Annotated in this window: 19 protein-coding genes; 16 read left to right on the top strand and 3 right to left on the bottom strand. The window is 52.3% G+C overall.

What is annotated here, in order from left to right; all coding sequences use genetic code 11:
* Positions 1 to 97: 97 nt before the first annotated feature.
* The 12 genes from D888_RS0102945 (at position 98) to D888_RS0103000 (ending at position 16478) form a co-directional block, all read left to right on the top strand.
* Positions 98 to 1336, top strand: coding sequence for an ABC transporter substrate-binding protein (locus D888_RS0102945; protein WP_020675035.1), 1239 nt, complete (start codon positions 98 to 100; stop codon positions 1334 to 1336).
* A 121-nt stretch (positions 1337 to 1457) separates the two neighbouring features.
* On the top strand, positions 1458 to 2345 hold the full coding sequence (locus D888_RS0102950; protein ID WP_020675036.1) for a branched-chain amino acid ABC transporter permease: 888 nt from the start codon (positions 1458 to 1460) through the stop codon (positions 2343 to 2345).
* A gap of 98 nt (positions 2346 to 2443) precedes the next feature.
* The gene (locus D888_RS0102955) at positions 2444 to 3445 is read left to right on the top strand and encodes a branched-chain amino acid ABC transporter permease (RefSeq protein ID WP_020675037.1); all 1002 of its coding nucleotides are present in this window, start codon (positions 2444 to 2446) and stop codon (positions 3443 to 3445) included.
* Between the two features lie 28 nt (positions 3446 to 3473).
* Entirely contained in the window at positions 3474 to 4205 is a 732-nt protein-coding gene (locus D888_RS0102960) for an ABC transporter ATP-binding protein (RefSeq protein WP_020675038.1), read from the top strand.
* A complete protein-coding gene (locus D888_RS0102965; protein ID WP_020675039.1) occupies positions 4186 to 4896 on the top strand; it encodes an ABC transporter ATP-binding protein in 711 nt (236 codons plus the stop codon). The genes D888_RS0102960 and D888_RS0102965 overlap by 20 nt, the downstream gene beginning before the upstream one ends.
* Before the next feature lie 238 nt (positions 4897 to 5134).
* Positions 5135 to 6874, top strand: a complete 1740-nt coding sequence (locus tag D888_RS0102970; protein ID WP_245554993.1) for a sigma 54-interacting transcriptional regulator — start codon at positions 5135 to 5137, stop codon at positions 6872 to 6874.
* Between the two features lie 323 nt (positions 6875 to 7197).
* Positions 7198 to 8475 (top strand): 4-aminobutyrate--2-oxoglutarate transaminase, encoded by a 1278-nt coding sequence (gene gabT / locus D888_RS0102975; protein WP_020675041.1) that lies wholly within the window; start codon positions 7198 to 7200, stop codon positions 8473 to 8475.
* Between the two features lie 110 nt (positions 8476 to 8585).
* On the top strand, positions 8586 to 11579 hold the full coding sequence (locus D888_RS0102980; RefSeq protein ID WP_020675042.1) for an NAD-glutamate dehydrogenase domain-containing protein: 2994 nt from the start codon (positions 8586 to 8588) through the stop codon (positions 11577 to 11579).
* 24 nt (positions 11580 to 11603) lie between these two features.
* Positions 11604 to 11828, top strand: coding sequence for a MoaD/ThiS family protein (locus D888_RS0102985; protein WP_020675043.1), 225 nt, complete (start codon positions 11604 to 11606; stop codon positions 11826 to 11828).
* A 43-nt stretch (positions 11829 to 11871) separates the two neighbouring features.
* Complete coding sequence (locus D888_RS0102990; RefSeq protein ID WP_020675044.1) at positions 11872 to 13722, top strand: aldehyde ferredoxin oxidoreductase C-terminal domain-containing protein; 1851 nt, start codon at positions 11872 to 11874, stop codon at positions 13720 to 13722.
* Between the two features lie 561 nt (positions 13723 to 14283).
* Positions 14284 to 14895, top strand: coding sequence for an outer membrane beta-barrel protein (locus tag D888_RS0102995; RefSeq protein WP_020675045.1), 612 nt, complete (start codon positions 14284 to 14286; stop codon positions 14893 to 14895).
* A gap of 374 nt (positions 14896 to 15269) precedes the next feature.
* Positions 15270 to 16478 carry a zinc-binding metallopeptidase family protein gene (locus D888_RS0103000; RefSeq protein ID WP_020675046.1) on the top strand — a complete coding sequence of 403 codons (1209 nt, stop codon included), beginning with the start codon at positions 15270 to 15272 and terminating at the stop codon, positions 16476 to 16478.
* Positions 16479 to 16879: 401 nt separating this feature from the next.
* On the opposite strand, the gene D888_RS0103005 is transcribed toward D888_RS0103000, so the two are convergent.
* Together D888_RS0103005 and D888_RS0103010 are read right to left on the bottom strand one after the other, a co-directional pair.
* The gene (locus tag D888_RS0103005) at positions 16880 to 17143 is read right to left on the bottom strand and encodes a Txe/YoeB family addiction module toxin (protein ID WP_020675047.1); all 264 of its coding nucleotides are present in this window, start codon (positions 17141 to 17143) and stop codon (positions 16880 to 16882) included.
* A complete protein-coding gene (locus tag D888_RS0103010) occupies positions 17140 to 17382 on the bottom strand; it encodes a type II toxin-antitoxin system Phd/YefM family antitoxin (RefSeq protein ID WP_020675048.1) in 243 nt (80 codons plus the stop codon). Before D888_RS0103010 ends, D888_RS0103005 begins: the two co-directional genes overlap by 4 nt.
* 209 nt (positions 17383 to 17591) lie before the next feature.
* On the opposite strand from D888_RS0103010, the gene D888_RS0103015 reads away from it, so the two are divergent.
* The 4 genes from D888_RS0103015 (at position 17592) to D888_RS0103030 (ending at position 20111) form a co-directional block, all read left to right on the top strand.
* Complete coding sequence (locus D888_RS0103015; protein ID WP_020675049.1) at positions 17592 to 18161, top strand: recombinase family protein; 570 nt, start codon at positions 17592 to 17594, stop codon at positions 18159 to 18161.
* 197 nt (positions 18162 to 18358) lie between these two features.
* Positions 18359 to 18592, top strand: coding sequence for a type II toxin-antitoxin system ParD family antitoxin (locus D888_RS0103020; RefSeq protein WP_020675050.1), 234 nt, complete (start codon positions 18359 to 18361; stop codon positions 18590 to 18592).
* Positions 18589 to 18879, top strand: coding sequence for a type II toxin-antitoxin system RelE/ParE family toxin (locus D888_RS0103025; protein WP_020675051.1), 291 nt, complete (start codon positions 18589 to 18591; stop codon positions 18877 to 18879). The genes D888_RS0103020 and D888_RS0103025 overlap by 4 nt, the downstream gene beginning before the upstream one ends.
* Positions 18880 to 19232: 353 nt before the next feature.
* Positions 19233 to 20111, top strand: a complete 879-nt coding sequence (locus D888_RS0103030; RefSeq protein ID WP_020675052.1) for a homocysteine S-methyltransferase family protein — start codon at positions 19233 to 19235, stop codon at positions 20109 to 20111.
* A gap of 381 nt (positions 20112 to 20492) precedes the next feature.
* Here the strand turns inward: D888_RS0103030 and D888_RS0103035 are convergent, their stop codons facing one another.
* Positions 20493 to 21077 (bottom strand): nitroreductase family protein, encoded by a 585-nt coding sequence (locus D888_RS0103035; protein WP_020675053.1) that lies wholly within the window; start codon positions 21075 to 21077, stop codon positions 20493 to 20495.
* Positions 21078 to 21211 lie beyond the last annotated feature (134 nt).

The raw sequence follows: 21211 nt of genomic DNA on the forward strand, positions 1-21211 counted from the left end.
GTAAACCTGTGTATCCCGTCGTCATCACTAGCCAAGGGATGACTCATCGCACAAACTCCGCTGGTGCGGAAAATCTCATTGTGAGAAGGAGCAGAGTATGAAGATTGTTAAGACAATGCTTATCCCCGTAGTCGCTCTGACTATGATCGCCGGCTCTTTTGGTGTGGCGCAGGCCGCCACCAAGACAGTCAAAATCGGCAACATTATCCCACTTTCCGGACCTTCGGCTTCGGTCGGTATTCAGGGGAAGAATGCCCGTGAGATGGCAGTTCAGGAGATCAATGATGCCGGTGGTATAAAATCAATGGGCGGCGCCAAGCTGGAAATGCTTTATGCCGACAGCAAAAGTGATCCGACCGCAGGGGTCTCGGCCGCTGAGCAGATGATCAACTCCGACAAGGTTGCACTCTTGACCGGCTGCTGGAACTCGGCCGTCACCTACCCAACCACCCAGGTGGCGGAGCGCTACGGCGTGCCCTTCGTGGTGCCGGTTTCGGTCCGCGACACCATCACCGAACGCGGTTTTAAATACACCTTTCGGGTTGCGGCCAAAGATTCCTGGTGGACGCGCGATCAATTCGCATTTTTGAAGGATATGGCCAAAGAAACGGGTACCAAAATAAAGACGGTTGCCTTTGTTTATGAAAACGGCGACTGGGGCACCGGCTTCGCCGCGGGTTGGAAAAAGCTGGCCAAAGCGGCTGGCTACAAGGTGGTGCTGGATGAGCCCTATCCGAGTACCGCCAGCGATCTGACTCCGGTGGTGCTGAAGATCAAGCGCGCCAAGCCTGACGTCCTGTTTTTGACTTCTAACGCGTCCGACGCGATTTTGCTGACCAACACCATCGCCAACATGAAAGTGCATGTGAAGGCGATCATCGGCAGTGGCGGTGGTCATGCTGACCCGGCCTTTCTCACGGCAGTGGGTAAAAATGCTGAAGGTATCTTCGACATCGGTGAATGGGAAACCGACCTCAACAAGCCAGGCGTTGATGAAGCCAATGCCAAGTACAACAAACTTTATGGCTACAACCTGTCGGGCGAAGCGGTCGATGCCTATTCTTCGATGTACCTGATCAAGGCAGCCCTTGAAACTGCAGGCTCTACCGATCCGGTTAAACTGCGTCAAGCGCTGGCCGACACCAAGCTGTGTTCTGGCCCGGGCTCAATCTTCGCCTATAAGTGCATTGATTTCGACAAGGACGGCCAGAATAAGCAGGCAGCCCTGGTGGTGGTGCAGATCCATAATGACAACGGCACCATGAAGCGTTTTACGGTCTGGCCTAAAGAGGGTCGTCATGCCGGCTACACGCCGACCTTTCCAATGGCGCAATAAATAATCACGCCCTGTTTTCGCGGGGGATGAGTCAAACGCTCATCCCCCGGTTTTATTGCGTTCATCGCTGCTTGTTACGATGAACGGAGCGGCCCTCCTTTTCAAAGACTGGCTGGACGAAATGGAAATCTATATCGAATCATTGCTCAATGGCCTGTTGATGGGCTCGATCTACGGCCTGACCGCGGTCGGGTTGACCGTGATTTTCGGCGTTTTGAAGGTCATCAACTTTGCCCACGGTTCCATCCTGATGGTCGGGATGTTTGTGGCCTACTGGTGTGTCACCCTGACCGGCATGAACCCCTACCTGGCGATCCCGATCGTCGTGCCGCTGATGTTTTACTTCGGCTACTTTATGCAGCAGATCGTTATCGAGCCGGTGTTCAAGGCGGAAAAAGATGTTCGCGAGCCGATCACCGTCATTATTGTCACCACCGGGGTCTGGTACATCCTCGATAACCTGGCCTTGATGTTTTTCGGTGCCGAGTATCGTGTGGCCCATACCAGCGTCACCGGCAAACTATTTGAACTGCCGGGCGGGATCTATCTGTTGCAGCCCAAGGTTTACGGCTTTGTCATTACCTTCGCCTGTGCCCTTTTTCTGTTCTGGTTTCTTAAAAATACCGTCATGGGTAAAGCGATTCGGGCGACCAGCCTCGACCGCGATGCGGCCAGTCTGATGGGGGTCAATCAATATCGCATTTATCGGACCGCCTTCGGCATCGGCACCGCGGCCTGTGGTCTGGCGGGCTGTGTACTGATTCCCTTTTACTATGTCTATCCCAGCGTCGGACTCGTTTTCGATATCCGCGCGTTTATCATCGTGGTCCTCGGCGGTCTTGGCAGTATTCCGGGGGCAATCATCGGCGGCATCATCATCGGCGTGATCGAAGAGGTCGGAGCCATGTTTATGCCGTCAACCTGGACCGAGTTGGTCATTTACGGTCTGTTTCTGTTGCTGTTATTTGTCAAACCTGCCGGTCTGTTCGGTAGTAAACAGGATTTCTAAAGCACGAACTCTGTTTTCCTGCTGAAAACCGACGGGGATAAATTCCATTGCCAGGCGTCAGGATTGCCCCTGTTTTTGCTCCTTAAGGAGAAATTTTTGTGAAAGCACTCATCGATAGTCACGCTAATAAATATTTACTGGCCGCGGCGCTGCTGATCGCTCTGCTCGCACCCCAGATCATTACCAGTCCGTCGATCATGCAGATCATGATCCTGACCCTGTTTTTTGCCTATCTGACCTCCTCCTGGAACCTGGTCGGGGGATTTGCCGGGGTTCTGCCCATGGGTCACTCGGCGTTTGTCGGCATCGGGGCCTATACCTCGACCATCCTCTATCTGCATTACGGCCTCTCTCCCTGGTTCGGAATGCTGGCCGGCGGGGTGCTGGCTGCGGTGGTCGGGATCATCATCGGGATTCCCACCCTCAAGCTGCGCGGCGCCTATTTTGCCCTGGCGACCATCGCCTTCGGCGAAGGGATCCGCGTGCTGGTGGAAAACCTCGATATGATCGGCCCGTTCAAGGTCAACGGTCCACGCGGACTCTTGATTAGTCTGGCCGGAAATTCCTTCAAGGATTATCAGTTCACCAGCAAGGAGAGCTATTACTACATCATTCTGGCCCTGCTGCTGGTGGTGCTGGCCATGACCTGGGTGCTGATGCGTTCCAAAATCGGCTATTACCTGAGTGCCGGTGGTGAAGACCCGGAGGCGGCCGCCGCCTTGGGGATTAATGTGCCGCGCTACAAGGTGATGGCCATGGCGATCAGCTGCTTCTTTACCGCGCTGGCGGGGACCTTTTATGCGCAGATGTTTCTGTATTTCTACCCCAAATCGATTCTCGGTCTGGATATGTCCTTCGAGATCGCCTTTATCGCTCTGATCGGTGGTCGTGGCACGATTGTCGGGCCGCTGCTTGGCGCGTTGTTACTGCGACCGCTGAATGAATTCACCCGTATTTATCTGGGGGGAATTCTGCCGGGAATGCACCTGGTGATCTTCGGGTTGATCCTGATCCTGGTAATGATCTTCCAGCCACGCGGGATTCAGGAACCTTTGACCCGCCTTTATCGCCGGATTCTATACCGAATTCATGGCAGCTGAGCCTGCTACCAGAGGAGAATAAGCCGTTATGGCATTATTGGAAGTTAAACAGGTTACGAAACGTTTCGGCGGGCTGGTGGCGGTGAATGACGTCAGCCTGACGGTTGAGGAAGGTCAGATTATTGGCATCATCGGCCCCAACGGCGCAGGGAAGACTACGCTGTTCAACTGCATCGCCGGGGCCTTCCCTCCGAGCGACGGACAGATTAAGTTCGAAGGGCAGGAGATCGGCGGCAAAAAACCACACCAGATTTGTAAGCTCGGGCTGTCGCGCACCTTTCAGGTGGTGAAGCCGTTCGCCAGCAAAACTGTGCTGTACAATGTGACCGTCGGTGCCTTTGCCAAGACCAGTCGCCGTTCCGAAGCCGAGGCCAAGGCGCTGAAGGTGCTGGAATTTCTGCAGATGGCGGATAAAAAGGATGTGCTGGCCAAGCACCTGACCCTGCCTGAGCGCAAACGTCTGGAGCTGGCCCGCGCGCTGGCCACCGAACCGACCATGCTGCTACTGGATGAAGTGATGGCCGGGCTGCGTTTTTCGGAGATCGAAGTGATGATCGAGGTGCTGAAAAAAATTCGTGCGGCCGGGGTCACGCTGGTGATTGTTGAACATATCATGCAGGCGATCATGTCTTTATCCGACCATATTTACGTGCTGAACTTTGGGGGCCTGATCGCCCAGGGGGCGCCCGCCGAGATCGCGCAGAACCAGGAAGTGATCAAGGCCTATCTGGGAGATGATTATGTCACTGTTGAAGATTGAACGGCTGAACGCTGGCTATGGAGATATCCAGGTGCTCTTCGACCTGTCGCTGGAGGTTCGTCAGGGGGAGGTGCTGAGTATTATCGGGGCCAACGGCGTCGGTAAAACCACCCTCTTAAAAACCATCTCCGGCCTGATGAAGTCCGAATCCGGAAGCATCCGATTTAAGGATCAGGAGATCCAGAAACTTCCACCCGAAGAGATCGTCAGCCTGGGAATTGCCCAGATTCCCGAGGGGCGGCGACTCTTCACCCTGATGTCGGTGCTCGAAAACCTAGAGATGGGCGCCTATACGCCCCGGGCCAGACCGCACAAAGACGAGACCCTGCAGGAGGTTTACCGGATTTTCCCGCGCCTGCAGGAACGGGAGGCACAGCTTGCCGGGACCCTTTCCGGTGGAGAGCAGCAGATGGTGGCGATCGGGCGCGGGATTATGGCCCGGCCCGAAGTCATGATGTTCGACGAGCCCTCGCTGGGCCTGTCGCCGGTATTGCGCGAGGAGACTTTCCGCGTGGTGCGGCGGATTGCTGAAACCGGGGTGACGGTGGTGCTGGTAGAGCAGGACGTCAAGCACAGCCTCAGCATCAGTGACCGCGCTTACGTCATGGAACGCGGTCAGGTGGTGCTGGAAGGGACGGGAGCCGAGCTGCTGGTTAATCCCCATGTCAGAAAAGCCTACCTGGGAATCTGATTTTCGTTTGATCTGCAGGCTAAAATGTTTCAGCCCCGGCCGCACACTTTGCGGGCGGGGCTGAGTTTTTTGGGAACCCCGATGACGCGAGTCTCAGCCGCAGGAATGATTCTCTATTGAATTTATTGATTCAGTATTGAATCCGCCCCAGGGACTATGTTAACACTAGGGTCCGGTCAAAATGTCTTCAGGTTTCTTTGGCGAAAAGCCAAAGGCCCAGTTTCTTTCGGGGGTTCCCATGCAACCATCTGCCTACCGTGACGCCCTGCTCGATTCAACAACCGCCGGATTGATCGTCTTTGATCTGGAGGGGGACATTTGCTTCGCGAACAATCTGGCGCGGTCTTTTTTGCAACATCCGACAGATCAATCCCTGATCAGCAGTTTCCCTGAAATCTGGAATTTTACCCGGGACGCGACGGTTTATGAGACCGAGACCCTTCTTCCGCCCATGCAGCGGGAGGGCCGTGATTATTCCGCGACTGTCAAAGTAGTGAAGCAGCAGGATGAGATTGTCGGCTACGTCTGCGCCCTCTATGCCCACTCCCGTTTGGAGCGTTTGGCACGCGACACCAAAGCCTTTCAGGATCTTGCGCGGGAGGAGAGCGCGATAATCAATTTTTCCTCCGATGGCCTCTGGATCTGTGACGCCTCGGCCAAGGTTGTGCGGATCAATCCGGCTTCCGAGCGTTTGAACAACGTCAGCGCCAAAGAGGTGATCGGCAAACATATGGCCGAGCTGGTGGCCGCCGGGATGCTTGATAAATCGGTCACGTTGGAAGTCCTCAAAAACAAAAAAAGCGTCAGCCTGCTGCAGAAAAGCGGTGAGCGTTCGCTGCTGTTGACCGGTACTCCGGTCTTCGACCTGCAGGGTCAGCTCATCCGCGTGGTTGTCAGCGAGCGTGACGTTACAGAAATTGATGATCTGCAAAGGGCCCTCGAAGAGGAGGAAGCGCTTAAAAATAAATACATGGAGCAGGTCCGCTCGTTGCAGCAGGCGGAATATGGCGGGCGGGCAATTATCGCCAAAACGCCTGCGTTTATTAACCTGATCAATCAGGCGCTCAAGGTCAGCTCGGTCGATTCAACCGTGCTGATTTCCGGGGAATCCGGGGTTGGTAAGGGGCTGATCGCCGATTTGATTCACGAGAATTCCAAACGTAAAGCCAAGCCGATGATCAGGATCAACTGCGGGGCCATTCCCGAAACCCTGATTGAATCGGAGCTGTTCGGTTATGAAAAAGGCGCGTTCACCGGGGCCCAATCGAGCAAGGCCGGTCAGTTTGAGCTGGCGAATAATGGAATTCTCTTTCTGGATGAGGTCGCAGAGCTGCCGCTCTCGGCTCAAGTCAAGCTGCTGCGCTTTCTTGAGGATGGCTGCATCACGCGTCTGGGGAGTACCCAGCGCAAGAAGGTCGATGTGCGGGTGCTGGCTGCGACCCACCGCGACCTGGATGCCATGGTCAAAGCGGGGAGCTTTCGGCTTGATCTCTATTATCGATTGAAGGTTATTCCACTGCATATCCCGGCCTTGAAAGAACGTAAAGACTGCATCCTGCCGTTGTTGCGTCATCATCTCGATTTTTTCGGCAAGAAGGTCGGGGCGCAAAAACGGCTCTCGGTTGAGGCCTCGGATATCCTCTTGAACTATGAGTATCCGGGGAATGTGCGTGAGCTGATCAACCTTTGCGAGCGGCTGGTGGTCATGACCGATTCCGAGACCATTAGTTCTGCGGATCTTCCTCAGGAGATTATGAACTCTGTCGAGGGGAGTGGCTGGAAGGCGACGCGCTGGGTCAAAGAGAAGACCCTTGCTGAAACCCTGAACAAGGTCGAGGAACAGGTTTATCGCGAAGCCCTGAAACAGTACCGGAATCAATATAAGGTTGCTGCCGCCCTTGGTGTCAGTCAGGCGACGGTCGCGCGGCGTGTCCAGAAGTACGGCATTCTGCAAACCTCAGCGATTGAAGATCAATAATCCTTTCTCTTCAGCGCCAGGATTCAAAACTGAATCCTGGCGCTGAGCCGCGTTGGTAAAATCGGGCGCCACCGCTCTTCATCCTCTGGTCGAAGATCCTGCCTTCATTTTTTTTCAAAGTTTCAACTAGCTGTTATTACGGCACTATTTCAAGCTTTCTGGCGATTATTGACGACTCGACCACTCAGGGTTTTCCGCCTGGTTGTGGGTGGCATATCCCTTGCTCTAAGTCAGGGTAGGAAAACGGCAGGCGTAGCTTTGTCTCTGTCGATAGTCAGTCTGCTATCGTGATCAAAATAACCGATTCAGTTAAAGGAGCCATCATGTCCAATGCCCAGTTGTTAGCCCGACGCAACGCCGCTGTTCCGCGTGGCGTCGCCTCTGCCACCGCCGTCTTTGCCGTCAAGGCCGAAAACGCCGAGATCTGGGACGCCGAGGGGAAGCGTTATCTCGACTTCGCCGCCGGGATCGCGGTGTGCAATACCGGTCACCGTCACCCCAGGGTCATGGCCGCCGCCGCGGTGCAGAGCGAAGCCTTCGTCCACACCGCCTTTCAGGTGCTCCCTTACGAAACCTACGTCGCGCTGGCCGAGCGCTTAAATGAACTGGCCCCGATCAAGCATGCCAAGACGATTCTGATGACCACCGGCGCCGAAGCGGTGGAGAATGCGGTCAAGATTGCGCGCCACTACACCAAACGCCCGGCGGTTATCTCTTTTGTTGGCGGTTTTCATGGCCGCTCGCTGTTGACCATGGGGATGACCGGTAAGGTCGTGCCTTATAAGACCGGTTTCGGCCCCTTTCCGGCCTCGCTCTATCATATTCCGTTTCCACTCGAGCATCATGGCGTCAGCGTGCAGGACAGCCTGGACGCCCTCGAGCGCCTCTTCAAGGCCGATGTCGAGCCGAGCCAGGTCGCTGCGATTATCCTTGAGCCGGTGCAGGGGGAGGGCGGGTTCTACATCGCGCCCAAAGAATTTATGCAGGCGCTGCGTGTGCTGTGCGACAAGCACGGTATTCTGCTGATCTGCGACGAAGTTCAAACCGGTTTCGCCCGCACCGGCAAGCTGTTCGCGACCGAGTATTTCGATATCGAGCCTGACCTGATGACCATCGCCAAGTCGCTGGCCGGCGGTTATCCGTTGTCGGGGGTGATCGGCAAGGCCGAAATTATGGATTCCCCGGATCCCGGCGGTCTCGGCGGCACCTATGGCGGCAGCCCGCTCGGTTGCGCCGCGGCGCATGCGGTGCTCGATGTGATCGAAGAGGAACAACTCTGTGCGCGCAGTCTGTGCATCGGCAAGCGCATGGTCGAGCGGATTCAGCAGATGAAAGAACACCCGCAGAGCGCCGCGATCGGCGATATCCGAGGGCTGGGCGCGATGGTCGCATTTGAACTGGTGACCGAGCGTGGTGGTCACAACCCAGATCCCGAAAAGGTGAAGCAGCTGACCGCCAAGGCACTCCAAAACGGGTTGGTCCTGCTGTCGTGCGGAATTTACGCGAATACCATCCGGCTCTTGGCGCCGCTGACCACGCCCGACGCACAAATCGAGGAAGGTCTGGATATCCTCGCCAAGTCGTTGCGTGAGATTAATTGAACGGCAGCGATAAGGTCTGAGATTTATCCGTCATTGCTCCGGCCGCAAGTCTGCGGTCGGAGCAGATTACAATGCGCGTCATAACGGGGTGACAGGGCAGGAGTTTACCAATGGATTGCGACATGTTGTATGCGGTTCAAGAGCGGATCAGTCTGAATACGGTTCGCTGCGGGAGCAATCTGGAGTGGCTGAAGGCCCAGATGCATCCCTATTTTTTTATCACCAACTCTGATCAGTTAGCGGCGCTGGCCAACCTTGCGAGCGGCCTGCACAATCTTGAAGAGAATCGCCGTCTGACCCTGCTCGATAAACAGGGGCTGCTGATGCTGGCCCAGGTCGCCGGCCCGGGTTCGTTGTACAAGGCTCTGCGCAGCTGCCCCGAACAGGATATCTCCTACCTGCAGATCAACTCCTCCTATGCCCCGATTCCCGGCACCGCTACCAAGCTGGAGGTGTTGCGCTTCGCGTCTGACGTTAAAAGCGATCAGGCGATTGCCGAGGCACCCGCGCCGACAATCCCCGCGGCGATTATGGATGCCGTCCTCGAGGCGTTTGCCCAAACCTACGCCGACTTTGATGCCAGCCAGTGCGCAAGGTTGCTGCAGCTGCTGTGGTTGAATAACGAGACCTATGTCAAAATCTCCCCGGCGGATCGGGTCGCGCGGTTGCTCTGGCTTTACCAGCAGACCCTCAAGCATGAGGGGGTTTATCTGGCGGTCGAAGCAGCGGATGGCCTGGATGGTGCCATGGAATACCGGATTCTGTTCGGGGTCGGTAATCCGCCGCAGAAGGGTTTTCTGCCCCAGACCCTCGAAGTGTTCAAACGCCTCGGACTGAAGATTAAGCGCGCCTACGGGTTAAAGTTGAGTAACGGGGTACACCCCTATTTTCTGGCGACCTTTTATGCCAGCGCTGCAACCGCTGAGCCGCTCAAGCCGGGGTGTGAGCTGTTTGCCAGGTTGCAGGAGGAGCTGTATCACACCCAGATCCTGCCCGACAGCAGCCTGACTTACCGCCGCCTGGTGCTGCCGGGGCTTACCAGCGGCGCCGATGCCTCCTTGATTCGTGCCTTTATTGGCTTTTGTCACACCAACCTGGCGCATAATCATCCTGACAGCTTTGATCTCGAAGGGGTAATGCGCGCCTTTCACAACCATCCCGAGCTTTCGTTGCAACTGGTCAAGCTGTTCCGTACCCGCTTCGATCCCGCATCAACAGCTGAAGATCGTGATCAGCGGTATCAGCAGGTTCTGGATGAGACCATCAACGCGATCGAAACTTTTACCAGCGGGCGTCGTTTCCTCGATCACTATCGGCGCACCATCTTCCGCTGTTGTTTGTCGTTGATCCGGCACACCCTGAAAACCAATTTTTTCGTGCCGGAGAAACATGCCCTGGCCTTACGCATCGATCCGGCCTATTTGCAAGAGATCGGCGCCGAATTTACCGCCGATCTGCCCGCTGAGCGCCCCTTTCGCATCACCTATTTTTCCGGGCGTTACGGCTCCGGCTACCATATCGGCTTCTCCGATATCGCTCGCGGCGGCTGGCGCACCCTGATCACTCAGGGGCGCGACGATTACGTGACCGCGGCCAACACCCTGTTCCGCGAAAATTACGTGCTCGCCCACACCCAGCATCTCAAAAACAAAGATATTTATGAGGGCGGCTCAAAGCTGGTTGCGGTGCTGGACGCCGGCGGCGAGGACGATGCCGAACGGATCAGGCAGCGGCTCTACAAACTGCAATACGGCTTTATCAATGCCTTTCTGGATATATTCGTCACCGAAAACGGCGTCGCCAAAGATCCGCGTGTTGTCGATTATTATCGGGATGACGAACCGATTGAGCTTGGACCCGATGAAAACATGCACGACAGCATGATTGAGCTGATCGCCCTCCAGACGGTTAAGCGCAACTATCTGCTCGGGGCAGGGATCATGTCGAGCAAACGGGTCGGGATTAACCACAAGGAGTTCGGCGTCACCTCTTTGGGGGTGGTGCGTTTTGCCGAAATCACCCTGCAGGAGTTGGGGATCGATCCGCAGCGCGAGCCCTTCTCGGTCAAATTCACCGGCGGGCCGAATGGCGACGTTGCCGGCAATGCCATGCGCCTGCTCCTGGAACGCGCTCCGCAGGTTCAGATCAAGTTGATCGTCGACGGTACTGCGGCACTCTTCGACCCGGAAGGAGCGGAACCTCAGGCTCTCAGTCAGATTGTGCTCAAGGATGACCTGCAGGGGTTTGATCCGACGGCCCTGCACCCTGGCGGGTTTATCCTCTATCGTCAGCAGAACCGCTGGGACGGGATGCGCAAGCTGTATAAAAAGCTGAGCTGCACCGCCGACGGGCTGCAGGAGAGCTGGATCTCGAACGATGAGTTTTATCGCGAATATGACCATCTAATTTTCGCGGTGCCGACCGATCTGTTTATCCCTGGCGGTGGGCGACCCGAAACCGTAGATGATAACAATTGGCAAGATTTTTTCGGCGCGGACGGTAAGCCCAACACGCGGGCGATTATCGAGGGTGCCAACTCCTTTATTACCCCGGCGGCGCGGATTAACCTGCAAAAAGGCGGGGTGGTGATCATGCGCGACTGCTCGGCCAACAAGTGCGGGGTGATCTCCTCCTCTTATGAAATCATCGCCAACCTGCTGCTGAGCGATGAAGAGTTCCTGACGCATAAGCCGCGCTATGTTGCCGATGTCCTGTGCATTCTGCAGCAGCGTGCGGAGGAGGAGGCGCGCCTGATTTTCCGACGTCAGCGCGAGTCTCAGGGGGAACTGCTGTATACCGAGATCTCCGATGCGATCAGCAGAGAGATCAACGGGCATTACGCCAGGCTGTTTGATTTCTTCCGTGATAATCCACACCTGTGTCAGGAGCCGCTTTATCTGCAGACCATCTATCGTCATCTGCCGGCTTTCGTTCGCGAAACGGAATTCGTGCGGCAGCGGGTTGCAGATCTGCCGGAAAAGATCAAACATGCAATTTTGGCGAGCGAAATTTCTTCCTCTATGGTCTATCTTGGTGGACAGCATTGCGACTTTCAGACCCGGATTGAAAACCATATGAAACGGCTCAGTTTACCCGCGGCTTAAAAGCGTCGCCTGGCAGGTGGTCTGATGAATGTTGACGTCAAATTGGTAGGATTTTTTCAGACGGGCCGCTTCAAACACAGGACTTGTGTCTATCCTGCGGGGGTGACGGCTCAGGAAATTTTTGACGATCTGCAGTTACCGACGCAACATTTAGGTATTATTCTGATCAATGGTCTGCATGCCAAAAGGGACAGGGTTTTAACTGAAGGCGATCAGCTGAGCCTTATGCCGCTTTTGGGTGGCGGCTGATGACAATGGTTACCAAATTTAATACAAAAGAGGTGAGTGACTTATGAAATTTAAGACGACAGAGCCCGCATCCAATCCTTCAGACGTCAGCTATAAACGCTGCACGATTGATCTGGCGAAGGGCGATATCAGTTTTGCCGATCTTGCCTGCCGTAATCTGGAGGATGTGCTGGGTGGATTTGGCCGCTCCTTTCAGGATCTGGCCCTGCGGCAGATCGATCAAGCCTATTCTGAAAAGAACCCGCTGATCGTCAATGCCGGGCTTTTGACCGGATCTTCAGCTATGACCGCCTTGCGCACTTATTTCTCCGGCTACAGTCCGATCAAGGGGTCCAAAGCCGGCCGCCCCGCGGCGATGTGGTCGACCGGCAGCGGCAAGTTCGGCGCCAAGTTCAAGTGGACGGGCCTGGATGAACTGGTCTGCGAAAACCGCTCGGCCACGCCGGTCTATATACTAATCAAAGAGACCGCCGACGGACCGCAGGTCGAACTGAAACCGGCCGAACATCTGTGCGGACTCTCGACCCACGCCAAGATCATGGCGCTGCAAAAGGATTACCCCAACGCCCACTTCGCCGCCATCGGTCAGGCCGGCGAAAACTGGCAGCACAACTATATGGGCGCGGTGGCGCTCTCGACCGAGAACCAGCTCAAGTCCGGTGAAGACAAGTGTCGCTTCGCCGGGCGCGGCGGCATGGGGAGCCTGATGGGCTACAAGAATATCCTCGCCCTGGTCGCCGAGAGCAACGATAAGCTCGGCACGCTGAGCGAGGCGGTCAAAAAGGTCAACCTCAATGTTCTGAAAGGCGGTGGTTCGGCCCGCATCCAGCCGTTAAGTCGCGGCGGCGGGGGCGGCACCTGGGCGGCTTACGATGTGCTGCAGGAGTTTCATGCCGTGCCGTACAACAACTTCCGTCCGCAGGGGAATGCTCTGCCGGAGAAGCTGTTTCGGGCCAACGTTGAACCCGATTATCACATTCAGTCGCAGGCCTGCTACCGTTGCGGGATCACCTGCCACAATAATATTTCCGAAAAGAATGCCGATGGCGGCAAGGGGGAGTTCCTCGCCAAGTTCGATTATGAACCGCTCAACCTGCTCGGTACCAACCTCGGCATTCATGACGCCGGTCAGGCTGCGCGACTCATCCAGCTGGGGGACAACTACGGCATGGATTCGATCTCCCTCGGCGTGACCATCTCCTATGTTTTGGCCTACAATGAGCGCCATCCGCAGGCTCCGATTCTGAACGGTGCGACCTTCGGCGATTATGAGAAGATCCGCGCGTTGACCATTGCCGCCGGTGAGGGTACCTGCCCCGAGATCGGCCAGGGCTCGATGCGCCTCTCTGAGTCATTGGGCGAACCCGCTTATGCCTATCATGTCAAAGGGCTTGAACTCCCCGCTTACCAGCCCGAAACCAACCCCGGCTACGCCTGGGCCATCGCTGGCGGCCATATGTCCATGGGCACCTACGGACTTTTGACACGCGAAGGGAAGTCGGACCTCGAGTCCTGGGTCAAGGGGATCACCGAAGACAAGCTGCACATCGTCGGTTTCGATATGATCGGGCTGTGCAAGTTCTTCGATATCGCCAAAGGGATCGGCACCCAGATGGTGGTCGACTGCCTGGAGAGCGAATTCGGCTTCAAGGTCAGTATCGAGGATCTGCGCGCCAGCGTACGCCGCGCCTTCCTGCGTGGTCTGGCGCTTGAACTGCGCCAGGGCTACACCAAGGCCGAGTTCTGTCTCCCCGCCGAGGTGCACGAAAACCCGAATCCACACATCAAGCTGCCGAATATCACCAGCCCGGAGTTTATTGCTGAACTGGAGAAACGGGTGTGGGAGATTTTTGAGCCTGAGTTGGAAGGGTTGTTGGCTTTTCCCGAAGTCTAACTGCTGACCCATCATTTTTATGGATACTGCGAAGGGCCCACCCTGGCAGAACAAGGGGATTACTTAATCTAGTGATGATTTGGTAAAACCTACTGTAATTTCCCTGGCCATCTGGACCTGGGAGATTACTAAGTTGATACCGGAGAAGACCCTCATGGCCCCTACTCGATACCGATGGGTGTGCTATTAATCCTGATAAATAAGAAACGCCCACTATATGGCAATAGTGGGCGTTTGGCGTTCTATTTGATGGTGACTTTTCAGAAAACAAAGGCTCAGTTCGTTTGTGAACCCGTCACGCTTGCCAATTGAAACCAAAGTCGACTCATATCTTCTCGGCAGCATACCCGTCGTATTAGACAATAATGTTGTGGGTGACGGAATCCGCAAGCGGTTTTATCCTCAATCTGCCGGGAAACTTTGCCATCACACCTGTAAAATCAGTAGCTTGGCTCCAAATTTTCTAGGAGGAATTTGTGGCACGCTAGTTGCGCTTTCATCAAAGGTTAATAAATCGCTTAAATCGGTAAAGAGGAAGTTTTCTATTAATCAGGAGGTATTATGAAAACCACAAGATTTCTGTTTTTGATTATCGCAGTTGCTCTGGTCAGTTTCTCATCCGCAGCCTTTGCGGCGTCAGACGGTGACAATTACATGGCACTCAAGGCAGGAGTATATTCCCCCAGCGAATCTCACGACCTTAATAATTTCAACAATGGGGAGACCCATCACCTAGACAGCAAAACCGGGTTTGCCGGAGAGGTTGTCATCGGTCATTACTTCTTGCCCATCCTGGCCGTGGAGTTGGGCATCGGCTATTTTGAGAGCAAGGGTTCCCCTGCGGCAGGATCAGGGGAATCGAAGCTTAAAGTCGTTCCGATAGTCGCCACAGGGAAAGTTTTTCTGCCCATCGGGGCCTTCGAGCCCTACGGTCTGTTTGGCATTGGCGCTTACATTTCCGACTTGGAGCTGAATGGCAATCTTAATGACTTCAATGGCTCGACCGAGACCACTTATGGATTGCATGCAGGTGCCGGGTTCAATATCAATTTGTCTAATAATTATTTTGTTGGTTTGGAGGGAAAATACGTTTGGGCCGAGCCTTCTTTTGGCGGGGACCATATCAACCTGGATGGGTTTGTTTCGACCGCAATAATCGGAACCAAATTCTAGAATCTGGTTTTCCAGTTCGCTCCGCCTACAAAATTAAATATCAGGGGGCCGGAGTAATCCGACAAGGACCAGAATAGACAACTATTCTGACCTGTAAGTTATGCCACACGAAACCATTAGAATGGAGAAGGGGGAATCGTTAGGTTCTCGTTGATCCTTATACATACTGAAACCCCGCCTGTATCGCAAGCGGGGTTTCAGTATGTGCAGGTCGTTAATTTTGAGGCAGGGGGACCGAAGGTGCTGCTCATGTCAATAAAAGGTGCGGTTGCTGCTGTTTAATTCTGTAATGCTATCATTGCACTATTAACTTTATGGTGATTTTTATGTTCAATTCTCTATCCATCTACTCTTTTTAGGAGTCCACTGGTTATATGAAAACATTTCAATGCACTTGCAAAGATCATCCAACTCTATTTTTTGAAAGTAACCGTTGTCTTGCTTGCGACAGGATTGTTGGGATAGATGACGAGTTTAACCAAGTGGAGCCTTACAATCTAGATAAAGAAAGTGGGCAATTTTTTAAAGCAGCACAACCAGAAATTCGTTTTCAAAAATGTGATAACAATTCTCAATTCAAAGCCTGTAATGGCATGGTTGATTTAAGCACATTTGTTCCCGATGCCGACAAAGATGAAGTGTTGTGTTTTGCTTGTCGTTTTAACGAAACTATTCCGGATCTAACTATTGTTGATCACATTCCGTTGTGGAAAAAAATGGAAAAGGCAAAACGCCGTGCTTTGTATACATTAAACGCATTACCCATACCGCTTCTTAATATCAGTCAAGATCCAGAAAATGGATTAAGTTTTGATTTTATAACCGACCGTAACGTGAAAGATCACTTTGTCAGTAAGTTAACACATCTTGAAGCTGTGTTTACTGGTCATGATTGTGGTCACATAACTATTAACTTGGCCGAAGCTGACGACGTCGCACGTTCTAGTACAAAAATGGCCATGGGCGAAAATTATCGTACCGTGCTTGGGCATTTTCGCCATGAATTGGGTCATTATTATTTTGAACGATTAATTGCAAACTCTCCGAAAAAACACGCGTTGTGCAAACAATATTTTGGTGACGATGAATTAGATTACCAAGAAGCGATGGATCAACATTACGAGAAAGGTGCGCCAGGAAATTGGCACGAAACGTTTGTTAGCGAATATGCCACCATGCATCCCTATGAAGACTGGGCAGAGACTTGGGCCCATTACATGCATATTATCGACACTTTAGAGACGGCACAAAATTTTTCTATCACCGGTTCAACTTCTGGTAATGCTGCAAATAGTGAACAAGTCAGCAAATTACATTTACCCCAAGACCAACACTATTTTTCTATTCAAACACCGATTGCAATTATTCTAGATACCTGGATTGATTTTTCCATGGTCCTCAATTCATTAAACCGCAGCATGGGTTTGGATGATGCATATCCGTTTGTGTTAACTCAATCGGTACGTACAAAGTTGTCATTTATTCATCATGCCATTCATAATAGGCTAAATCAGTTACCTGTATTGGCGGCAGAAACGGAAAATAATAAACTGAAATATGAAGCAATAACTCGTAGCCAATAACAATATTTTAGGGGCCCGCTATGCGAATTGGCGCCGGGGGGGGGGGGAGATAGTTTCCCATTCATATAAGCTGAGAGGAAAACTACATATCAGATTTTGATTTGAAGGTTTTTGAGGTCCAATACTCTGCGCAATTTTATTGCTGAACCTTCAATACGAGAACGGCCCACGATTACCTGCCCGTAGGTCATTGGCGTTTTGTGGGGGGGTAAGTCTTGTCGGCTAGAAAGTGTCTCGGATTTTGTGCCACATTGTTTTTGAGTTAAAAATCTTAGTGAGTCTAAAATTGTTACATAGCCTGACATATGAGAAAATCCCGGCTAGATGCCAGACTATTCGGGGATTTGGTTATCTAAAGGTCCCCCATTTCCTAAAAATGTGGCAGGTAAGGAATTACGCTCCTATTCGTAATGAGTCCACATTCGTAGAACCTTGATCGTTCTTATATCTTCCAGCACCTGGTAGACAAGCCGGCGCTGAATATTGATTCGGCGCGAATAGGCTCCAGCCAAGTCACCGACAAGCTTTTCATAAGGGGGTGGGGTCTGATATGGATTTTCAGCAATAATCCCGAGCAGTCTTTGAACTTTCAGTTTCATGCCTGATGCGGCTAACTTTTTAGCATCCTTTTGGGCCTGCTTGGTGTAAACAATTTTCCAGCTCACCAATCAAGCTCCTCGTCGCACTGGTCGATAGGTGCTTGCATCCCTTCTATAATCGACTCTTTCATTCCAGGAAGTGAGTGGAGATAGAGCGTCTCTTGGACAGCCCTCCAGTCATCTTCTGAGATCAAGATTGCATTACCGCGCTTGCCCGTAATCTGTATCGGCTCATGCGTATCTGATACTTCATCGAGCAGTCGATAGAGACTCTTTCTTGCTTCTGTCGCTGTGATTGTTGGCATAACTGCCTCCTCTATTTGTACGTAATAGCGTACGCCAAGAAAGTTGAATTGTCAATAGAATAAGCCCTGCATAATGATGCTTGTAATTCCTGCATTCCGATAAGGATCCAACCACCAATCCTTCTATGAAGATAAACTTTACTCCGAGACCCTGCTTCGTTACTCAGACGAGAAGGGGTCATTGCTAACCCTTTGCGGCGGAGGTCATTATGGGAATGCGAGTTGGATATGCGAGAGTCAGTAGTCTTGGCCAGAAGCTTGATGTGCAATTGGACAAGCTTTCAGATTGTGATCGGATTTATCACGAAAAGGCATCGGCCGGTTCAAAAAAGATTCGGATGGAACTTCAAAAGGTATTGGATTTCGTACGGGAGGAAGATGTCTTTGTCGTTACCAAACTAGATCGGCTAGCACGTTCCATGGTTGATCTATCTATCATCGTCCAGAGACTCGAAGAGAAGAATGTCGATCTAGTTGTCTTGGATCAAGGGATCGACACGACAACAATTTACGGTCGGCTGCAATTTAACATTTTGGCGTCTATTGGGGAGTTTGAGAGGGGATTGATTCGGGAACGCTCCCGAGAAGGAAGAGAGAAAGCAATTTCAAGAGGTGTGCAGTTTGGAGCAAAATCCAAGTTGAAAAAAGAAGAAGTTTGCCAGCTTGTCAGAGATTTTGAAGCTCCAGGGTGCAGTAAGGTTGAAATAGCCGAACACTATGGACTGAGCCGATCTTCAGTCTATAGGTTTCACAAAGAGCATTGCAACGATCTGTGCTAAATATAGCGCATTACGCGAAGAGCCCACGACATGGTAACAGTGGGCTCTTCGCGTGTTATTGATGGTAATCAATGGGATTCTGTCTTCAGATGGGAGCCTACTCTGCTCCATTGCTTCTGAACTTTGCTTGGCAAAAATTGACAATTGGCAAGGTTTGCCATAGTCTCTAGATGTGATCTTAAAAAGGAGAATACTCTATGGCAACCATGAATATTTCGTTACCAGATCAGATGAAATCTTGGGTTGAAGAATGCGTGCAGAGCGGGCGCTATGCAAACGCATCAGACTACGTGCGTGATCTGATCAGAAATGACCACCTTAAATTAGAGCAATTGCGCCAAGCTCTGATAGAGGGTGAGAGTTCTGGTCCCTCAACGGGGTTAGATATTAATGCCTTCATTGCCGATAAGAAAAAGTCACTCTCTCTATGAGCCAGGTTGTTTTATCTCCGAAGGCCAAATCAGACCTCAGTGGTATTTGGGACTACACACTTGAGGAATGGGGTGTCGAGCAGGCTGAAAAGTATGTTCGTGAACTGTGGGCAGCACTGCAATCACAATCTCGCGATCATTCTACATCCACCAATATCAGCGATGTGAGGGCAGGGTATAGAAAAATCAGATATGGCTCACACGTCATTTTTTTCAAACTTGTTGATGGTGGCATTGATGTGATCAGAATACTGCATCAGCGAATGGATTTTGAACGTCATCTATAAACGTCTTAATATGTAGTAAGTTTTGCCCGGTCTGATTCCGGCAAGTCGGTATCAAATCACTAATCAGTTCAAAGTGTCCTGGAAGTTGCTCCACCCAAAGCCAGAATATACTTACCCTTGCGATGGGCATATTCCTACATACCCTGATAAATCAGAAAACCCCAACCGGGTCGCCAAGCGGGCTTTCAATGCTCTATTTGTCGTTATTTTCGAAACTGGGGAAAATCGACCCACCTCGTGTCAATTCAAAGAAATCCCACGGCTTTATTTTCAAAAAAATCCAAGTTTTGACAAAGGTGTAGAAGCCCGCAATACTGAATCTATCTCAGTCTGGTCATGAAAGGGCATATCGCATGGATATCACACTTCTCGATGGTGGTCTGGGCCAAGAACTACTGGCACGTTCTGCAACAGCACCGACCGGACTCTGGTCAACTCAGTTCTTAATCGACCATCCCGATCTGGTGCGTGAGCTGCATGGCGATTATTTTTTGGCAGGTGCAGACATTGCCACCACCAATAGCTATGCGATTCTTCCAGATCGGCTGAGCCCTTTTGGTCTCGAACATCGCTTTGCTGAGCTCCACCGGCAGGCGTGCATTCTGGCGGTTTCGGCCAGAGACAAGCATGGTCAGGGGCTGGTCGCGGGATCAATGGGCCCGACAGGTCGGTCCTATCGCCCTGATCTTGCCCCTTCAATCGAGGAGGGCGCGGCGCTATATGCTGAAATTGCCTCCATCCAAGAGCCTTATGTCGATATATTTCTTTGTGAAACCATGTCATCTGTGGCGCAGGCCCGTGGGGCGGTGATGGGAGCAAACTCCGGCAGGAGGCCCGTTTGGCTTGCGATCAGTGTCGATGACGAGGATGGCACGAAGCTCCGATCTGGAGAGTCGATCACAGAGATATTGCCGCTGATCTCAGAATTTAATCTCGCAGCATTGCTGATTAACTGCTCGCCCCCCGAGGCTGTCAGCCAGGCGCTCCCCGTGTTGGCTGGGCAGGGCATTCCGGTGGGTGCTTATGCAAATGGATTTGTGGAAATTGCGCCCGAATACTTAAAAGAGGGCGCGACTGTAGATCTCTTGCAAGCCCGCACCAACCTGGGGCCAGAGATTTATGCTGACTTTGCCGAGGACTGGATAAAGCACGGTGCCAGGATTATCGGGGGATGTTGCGAGATTGGTCCAGCTCACATTGAGGAGTTGGCAAAACGGTTGAAACCCGGCTAAAAAAGGAAAATATCAATTCGATCCCGTCTTGGACTTTGGTCCACATTAATTCCGTGGCCCGAAACTGACTATCGACCTGCCATTCCAAGAAATTCTGGTATCAGAGACAAAGTGTTTGATAAATAGCGCAATGCGAGAAAGGCCCACGATATTGTAACCGTGGGCCTTTGGTGCTCTATGGGTGGTGACAAATAGTAATGGCCCCCCACTTTGGACGGAACATTTTCACAGCTCATGACTGCGACAAACGGGAGACCCGGTCAGCTCTCATCCTGGGTCATGATTAATCCCTCGCAGCAGACTGCGAGGCATCCACAGCCAGCAACTATTGCAAAAATACGCTGCAAGCTGCTGGGAATAAACCCATCTTTTTGATTAAACTTAACCCCGCTTGATTAAAATATCCTTCAATAATCGTTTCGGCACAAAGTGCTCCTGATTTTCATTTCGATAATATTTCACATCCCCTGCAAACGGCACTATTTGCACCTGTTCCACCGGAAATCCGAACGCCACCGCATAAATAATTTCATATTGCTCAGGAATCTCGAGCAATTTCACAAGCATGTTTTTATCCAGGTTGCCGATCATGCATGAGCCGATCCCCTCTGCTGCCGCGCATATGCACATATTCTGCATGGCCAGCCCGGCATCCACTTCTCGATAGGTCTGTTTAACTTCTGTATTGCCTAAAACGACAATGTAGGCAACAGGACGTTCTACGTTTACAGGTCCATTCCAGTCAGGTAGATAGCCGGCCCAGCGCATATGCTTATGCACTTCCGTAACCATCTCTTCTTTACTAACGGTAATGTAACTGAGTGGTTGCAGATTGGCCGCACTCTGGCTCATTCGCGCCGCATCCACCAGCGCGACCAAAAAATCCTCGGATATTTTCCGTCCAAAATCAAACCGACGGTAGGAACGGTTTTTCTCAATCAATGGTTTCAGATCTTTCATTCTCATATTTCACTCCACGTAAAAATAGTCGACTCTATCCACGATAATACGGCTGCGATTGAGTGCCCCATCTGCAAAAGAATTGGTTCAGCGTAGCTTGGTGCCGATAGCATGCTCAAGAAGGTCTTTTGTCAACAGCT

This window comes from Geopsychrobacter electrodiphilus DSM 16401 (genome assembly GCF_000384395.1).
GTDB classification, from domain to species: Bacteria; Desulfobacterota; Desulfuromonadia; order Desulfuromonadales; family Geopsychrobacteraceae; genus Geopsychrobacter; species Geopsychrobacter electrodiphilus.

Excerpts from the sequence above, each read along its gene's own strand:
- D888_RS0102990 (WP_020675044.1), top strand. The coding sequence starts at position 11,872 with ATGAAATTTAAGACGACAGAGCCCGCATCCAATCCTTCAGACGTCAGC.
- gabT (WP_020675041.1), top strand. The coding sequence starts at position 7,198 with ATGTCCAATGCCCAGTTGTTAGCCCGACGCAACGCCGCTGTTCCGCGT.
- D888_RS0102945 (WP_020675035.1), top strand. The coding sequence starts at position 98 with ATGAAGATTGTTAAGACAATGCTTATCCCCGTAGTCGCTCTGACTATG.
- D888_RS0103015 (WP_020675049.1), top strand. The coding sequence starts at position 17,592 with ATGGGAATGCGAGTTGGATATGCGAGAGTCAGTAGTCTTGGCCAGAAG.
- D888_RS0103030 (WP_020675052.1), top strand. The coding sequence starts at position 19,233 with ATGGATATCACACTTCTCGATGGTGGTCTGGGCCAAGAACTACTGGCA.
- D888_RS0103010 (WP_020675048.1), bottom strand. The coding sequence starts at position 17,382 with ATGCCAACAATCACAGCGACAGAAGCAAGAAAGAGTCTCTATCGACTG.
- D888_RS0102970 (WP_245554993.1), top strand. The coding sequence starts at position 5,135 with ATGCAACCATCTGCCTACCGTGACGCCCTGCTCGATTCAACAACCGCC.
- D888_RS0102960 (WP_020675038.1), top strand. The coding sequence starts at position 3,474 with ATGGCATTATTGGAAGTTAAACAGGTTACGAAACGTTTCGGCGGGCTG.
- D888_RS0103025 (WP_020675051.1), top strand. The coding sequence starts at position 18,589 with ATGAGCCAGGTTGTTTTATCTCCGAAGGCCAAATCAGACCTCAGTGGT.
- D888_RS0102980 (WP_020675042.1), top strand. The coding sequence starts at position 8,586 with ATGGATTGCGACATGTTGTATGCGGTTCAAGAGCGGATCAGTCTGAAT.
- D888_RS0103000 (WP_020675046.1), top strand. The coding sequence starts at position 15,270 with ATGAAAACATTTCAATGCACTTGCAAAGATCATCCAACTCTATTTTTT.
- D888_RS0102995 (WP_020675045.1), top strand. The coding sequence starts at position 14,284 with ATGAAAACCACAAGATTTCTGTTTTTGATTATCGCAGTTGCTCTGGTC.
- D888_RS0103035 (WP_020675053.1), bottom strand. The coding sequence starts at position 21,077 with ATGAGAATGAAAGATCTGAAACCATTGATTGAGAAAAACCGTTCCTAC.
- D888_RS0102950 (WP_020675036.1), top strand. The coding sequence starts at position 1,458 with ATGGAAATCTATATCGAATCATTGCTCAATGGCCTGTTGATGGGCTCG.
- D888_RS0102965 (WP_020675039.1), top strand. The coding sequence starts at position 4,186 with ATGTCACTGTTGAAGATTGAACGGCTGAACGCTGGCTATGGAGATATC.
- D888_RS0103020 (WP_020675050.1), top strand. The coding sequence starts at position 18,359 with ATGGCAACCATGAATATTTCGTTACCAGATCAGATGAAATCTTGGGTT.
- D888_RS0102985 (WP_020675043.1), top strand. The coding sequence starts at position 11,604 with ATGAATGTTGACGTCAAATTGGTAGGATTTTTTCAGACGGGCCGCTTC.